Annotated in this window: 6 protein-coding genes; 3 read left to right on the top strand and 3 right to left on the bottom strand. The window is 47.7% G+C overall.

The features are described 5' to 3' along the window. Nucleotides 1-1,297: urea ABC transporter substrate-binding protein (locus B7X71_RS12370; protein WP_293600883.1), on the bottom strand; the 1,297-nt coding region annotated here is incomplete at its 3' end. After that, nucleotides 1,287-1,877 carry a glycerol-3-phosphate 1-O-acyltransferase PlsY gene (gene plsY / locus B7X71_RS12375; protein WP_293600884.1) on the bottom strand — a complete coding sequence of 197 codons (591 nt, stop codon included), beginning with the start codon at nucleotides 1,875-1,877 and terminating at the stop codon, nucleotides 1,287-1,289. The genes plsY and B7X71_RS12370, both read right to left, overlap by 11 nt. 76 nt (nucleotides 1,878-1,953) lie before the next feature. Between plsY and folB the strand changes: the two genes are divergently transcribed. The 3 genes from folB (at nucleotide 1,954) to B7X71_RS12390 (ending at nucleotide 4,156) form a co-directional block, all read left to right on the top strand. Then, nucleotides 1,954-2,310 (top strand): dihydroneopterin aldolase, encoded by a 357-nt coding sequence (gene folB, locus B7X71_RS12380; RefSeq protein ID WP_293600885.1) that lies wholly within the window; start codon nucleotides 1,954-1,956, stop codon nucleotides 2,308-2,310. Beyond that, entirely contained in the window at nucleotides 2,307-2,819 is a 513-nt protein-coding gene (locus B7X71_RS12385; protein WP_293600886.1) for a redoxin family protein, read from the top strand. The genes folB and B7X71_RS12385 overlap by 4 nt, the downstream gene beginning before the upstream one ends. Before the next feature lie 68 nt (nucleotides 2,820-2,887). Beyond that, nucleotides 2,888-4,156, top strand: coding sequence for a HAMP domain-containing methyl-accepting chemotaxis protein (locus B7X71_RS12390; protein ID WP_293600887.1), 1,269 nt, complete (start codon nucleotides 2,888-2,890; stop codon nucleotides 4,154-4,156). 21 nt (nucleotides 4,157-4,177) lie between these two features. On the opposite strand, the gene B7X71_RS12395 is transcribed toward B7X71_RS12390, so the two are convergent. Beyond that, a partial coding sequence (locus tag B7X71_RS12395) for a YchJ family metal-binding protein (RefSeq protein WP_293600888.1) occupies nucleotides 4,178-4,451 on the bottom strand: 274 nt, incomplete at its 5' end.

Consider the following 4,451-nt stretch of genomic DNA (forward strand, 5'->3'; position numbering starts at 1 on the left):
ACGGAGCTTGCCATTGCTGTCCCCAGATATCATACCAACTTTGCACAACACGTTGCCAAGCATGCTTAGGTAGCCCTAATGGCCAAGGTTCGGGCTCAACCAATGAAGTGGTTTGCCATTCAAGCGCAAACTGTCCATTCGCCTGGGCCTTACCAATAAATACGGGTTGCCACAAATGTCGATTGAAAGGATCGACGGTGACTGGGCCGGTTGCCGAAGCGTATGACATTCCCTCAATGGCATGCAACACTTGCTCAGCTGATAACTCTGAGGCCGCATTGACCGCTTGCGCCCAGAGAAAGACACCATCCCAAGCCGATTTCATCGCTGCTGAAATATAACGCACATCTAACTGATGATGATTAGTTACATTGGCAACGCGTGCCTTAAACTCCCGATTCTCTGGTGTCTCAAGCGAGCTTAAGTAACCGGTTGCAACATAATGTTCTTTGGCGACACGCTCACCTAAGGCCACAATTAACTGCTGCAACTGAAGTTCATCCATGCTCAATGACATTAATGGAAGATTGGCACCCTCCTGACGCAGCAACCGAAACAGTGCCAAATTATCACTACCATTGACCGTATTAATGATAAAGTCTGGCTTGCATTCAGCGACCATATTCGCTAAACCATCGACACTCGCTGAACCCAGCTTAATGTAGTATTCGCCACACACCTGAGCTCCTAAACGTTTAAGCACTAACTGAGCAATGGTATTTTCAACACGAGGAAAAATGTAATCCGACCCCACCAACAGCACGCGAGAACCAAAATGCTCAAGCATCCATGTGATCGCTAAATTGAGTTGTTGAGTCGGCGTTGTACCCGTATAAATAATGTTTTGACTCTCCTCTAAGCCTTCATATTGTACGGGATAAACCAAGAGTCCCTTATGTTGCTCAATGACAGGCAACATGGCTCGTCGTGATGCTGAAGTCCAACCACCAAAAATAGCAACAACACCATGATCAACGATTAAAGAATCAACAGCTTTAGCAAATTGCTGGGCATCCGAAGCACCGTCCATAACCACTGGTTTGACGGGTCGACCCAACACACCTCCTTGTTGATTGAGATAGTTGATGGCTGCCAAAGTCATTTGCAATACACCGCCTTCTGCTGACGCCATCGTCCCTGTTTGTGAATGAACCACGCCAACCAAAATAGGCTTTGCTGGCCACCAAAAACCAATAGCAACGCTAGCAAGCGCCAAAAAGCTAACCGCAAACAACCACAACCAGCCGCGCTGCAGGCCTTGCTTGAGCCAAGCAAAAAAAACCGTACTAACGGCCAATGCTCGTTTCCTCACCGCTAAGTAAACGCTGAATATTGCTTTTGTGTCGAATCATTAACATCACACTCATCATCGCCACACCCAAGGTCCAACTCAATTCACCTTGCGTCCAAAACCACACCATCACAGGCGCAAGCGTCATGGCAATTAAGGCAGCTAAAGACGAAATTTTCATTCCCTTCGCAATCAGCAACCAGACACCAGCAATCACCAAACCAATAACAGGATGCAAGCCAAACAGCACTCCCAATTCAGTCGCAACCCCTTTTCCACCTTGAAAGGCAAAAAATACTGGCCACAAATGCCCGACAAAAGCAGCCACACCGATGGCAATAATCACTTCAGGCGCCAAGCCAGACCAGACAGCGAGAGCAACCGGCAAATAGCCTTTAAGCATATCGCCTAACAAGGTCAAAGCAGCCGCCTTTTTACCGCCAATACGTAAAACGTTAGTTGCTCCCGGATTACCCGAACCTTCAGTCCTTGGATCTGGCAAACCCATTAATCGACAGACAATAATCGCACTAGAAACCGATCCCAGCAGATAAGCCAATAATACCCAAATCAGATCTAATACCACGCGCCATGTCCTAATTAATTAAAAAATATTGTGTTATGCTAACGCAAATTACCCCCATAAAAAAGATTGCATTGCGATGAATGACCATATTTTTATTGAACAATTGCGACTTCCTGCGCGAATTGGCGTTTATGAGCATGAAAAAAATGCCGCTCAGGAAATCCTATTAGATATTCACATCGGCTTTGATCTGCGTCCTGCTGCTCAAAGTGATGCTTTAGCAGATACACTAGACTACGCACAACTCTGCCAGCAATTAGCCGAACGCTGCCTACAACAGCATACCGAACTGGTCGAAACCTTAGCAGAAGACCTGGCGCAACTCTGCCTAGCCGACCAACGTGTTGCTTGGGTCACACTCAAACTCAGCAAACCTCACGCCATTCAACCAGCCAAAAGCGTTGGCGTACAGATTACACGTCACGCATTATGAGTACGCCTGCAACTCAACCGACATCCTCACGCTGGAAAGGCTGGCTGAGAGATGCTGTCATTATTTTAGTGATTATCCTCGCTGTTCGCGCTTGGCAACATCAAGATGTGGTAACGGGTGAACCACCTGCATTAGCTGGGGTCAGTCTAACGGGGCAGCCTATTGCCTTATCTGACTTTGCTGGACAACCTCTACTCATTCACTTTTTTGCGCCTTGGTGCCCTGTCTGTGTGGCCAATCATGGCAACATTACCCACATTGCCAAACACTACCCCGTGCTGATGATCGTGGTACAAACCGAAGCCGACGAATTAGCACAATGGTTAGCCGATCATCCAGAAGACAATCCTGCCTTGATGATGAACGACCCCGATGGTAAATGGTTAGCCGCCTTTGGCGCCAAGGCACTACCTACCTCTGTTTTTATCAATTCAGAAGGCAAAATCAGCACCACAGAACTCGGCTACATCAGCACAATAGGACTATGGTTGCGCTTCCTGTGGAGCTAAACTACAGAAAATGGCATGTTTTATGCTTTTAACGTTTCACTGTTTTAGCTTTGTTCAGGAGTGGGAAAATGAACCCTATCAGCCAGTGGTGGCAAAATTTAAGTATGCAAACACGCTTACAAGTCATGACGCAACTATCCGTTGCCATTATGACACTCAGCGCACAGGTATTAATAAGTATATCGGTCGAAGATTTGGTTCATACCGCATTAGCTGATCATAGTGACGAACCCGTTAGCGCCAGCCTACAAGATAAATTAGCCTGGTTCAACGGTACCATGTGGATGATGCAATTGGTCTTTCAGGGCGTGCTATTCCTTGTCGTGCGTCATATTGCCCATTCCATTACCACCCCAGTAGTGCATCTCGAAAAATCGATGACCCGCATGGAGCAAGAAAGTAACATTAGTCACAGAATTCCCTTGAATCACCATCAAGATGAAATTCACCGTATGGCTAAAGCCTTTAACCGACTGATTCAACGCCTACAGAATGTTTTCAAAGCCATGACGATTGGCAGCGAACAAGTGAGTAGCGCGGCCAGCCAAATGACCAGCACCGCTCAACACGTCCTGGATGCTACTGAACGTCAACAGCACCGTGCCGATCAAGTTTCTCGTTCAGTAATCTCTATTCAACACACGGTACACCAAGTAAACGATAAGGTTGAAGAAGCATCGCACATTTCCAAAGAAGCTTGGCGATATGCTGAAAACGGTAGCCAAGTAGCGAAACAGGCGGCTGATACGGCTGAACATTTAGCCAGTGAAGTTTCACAAATGGCCGATGCGATTTCTAAGCTAGGCGAAGAGTCGGAGCGTGTCAGCGGTATTGTCAGTACCATTGGTGACATTGCTGAGCAAACCAATCTGCTAGCCCTTAACGCTGCCATTGAAGCGGCTCGTGCTGGTGAACAAGGTCGCGGCTTCGCCGTTGTGGCCGACGAAGTCCGCTCCCTATCGGTTCGTACCAGTCAAGCAACTGGTGAAATCACGCAAGTCATTCATACCATTCAACGCGAAACAGAAGCGGCAGTGCGTCGCATGCGTAGCACGGTCGAACAAGTCGAGTTAGGCGTTTCACATAGCCATAAAGCGAGTGAATCCTTAGCGCAAATTCAAGAATCAGCGACACTCACCTCGCAACGTATTCAAGATATCGCCAGAGCGATGCAATCGCAATTGGCAGAGGCTGACCGTATTGCTGGTGAAGTGGCCGATATTGTTAGTATGGCACAAGATAGCAGTTCTGCCATGCGTAGCACGCTTGCCGCCAGTGAACATTTACAATCTCTTGCAACACAGCTCGAACAGCAAGCGCACCAGTTCAAAGTGTAAATCCGCTCCTACTCAAGCCTCTTAAGAGGCTTGAGCTTTCAAGTAAACCCAACGTCCTTTCTCGCGCACAAACTCACTCACTTCGTGCATTTCCTGAAGATTACCCTGTTCATCACGCCAATGCGCGATAAACTCCACCACACCCGTGCTATCATCCGCACCACCTCGCTCGGTGCGTATTACCGTCAATCCTTGCCAATCGGTTGCTGCTAACTGCTTCAAACTGGCTTTACTGGGACGAGTACTACTGGCCCAAGTTTTATACAAATAATCACCATCTCTTCGCACATAAGCC

This window comes from Polynucleobacter sp. 39-46-10 (assembly GCF_002282275.1).

Coding starts and splice junctions, on each gene's coding strand:
- folB (WP_293600885.1), top strand. CDS start 1,954: ATGAATGACCATATTTTTATTGAACAATTGCGACTTCCTGCGCGAATT.
- B7X71_RS12385 (WP_293600886.1), top strand. CDS start 2,307: ATGAGTACGCCTGCAACTCAACCGACATCCTCACGCTGGAAAGGCTGG.
- B7X71_RS12390 (WP_293600887.1), top strand. CDS start 2,888: ATGAACCCTATCAGCCAGTGGTGGCAAAATTTAAGTATGCAAACACGC.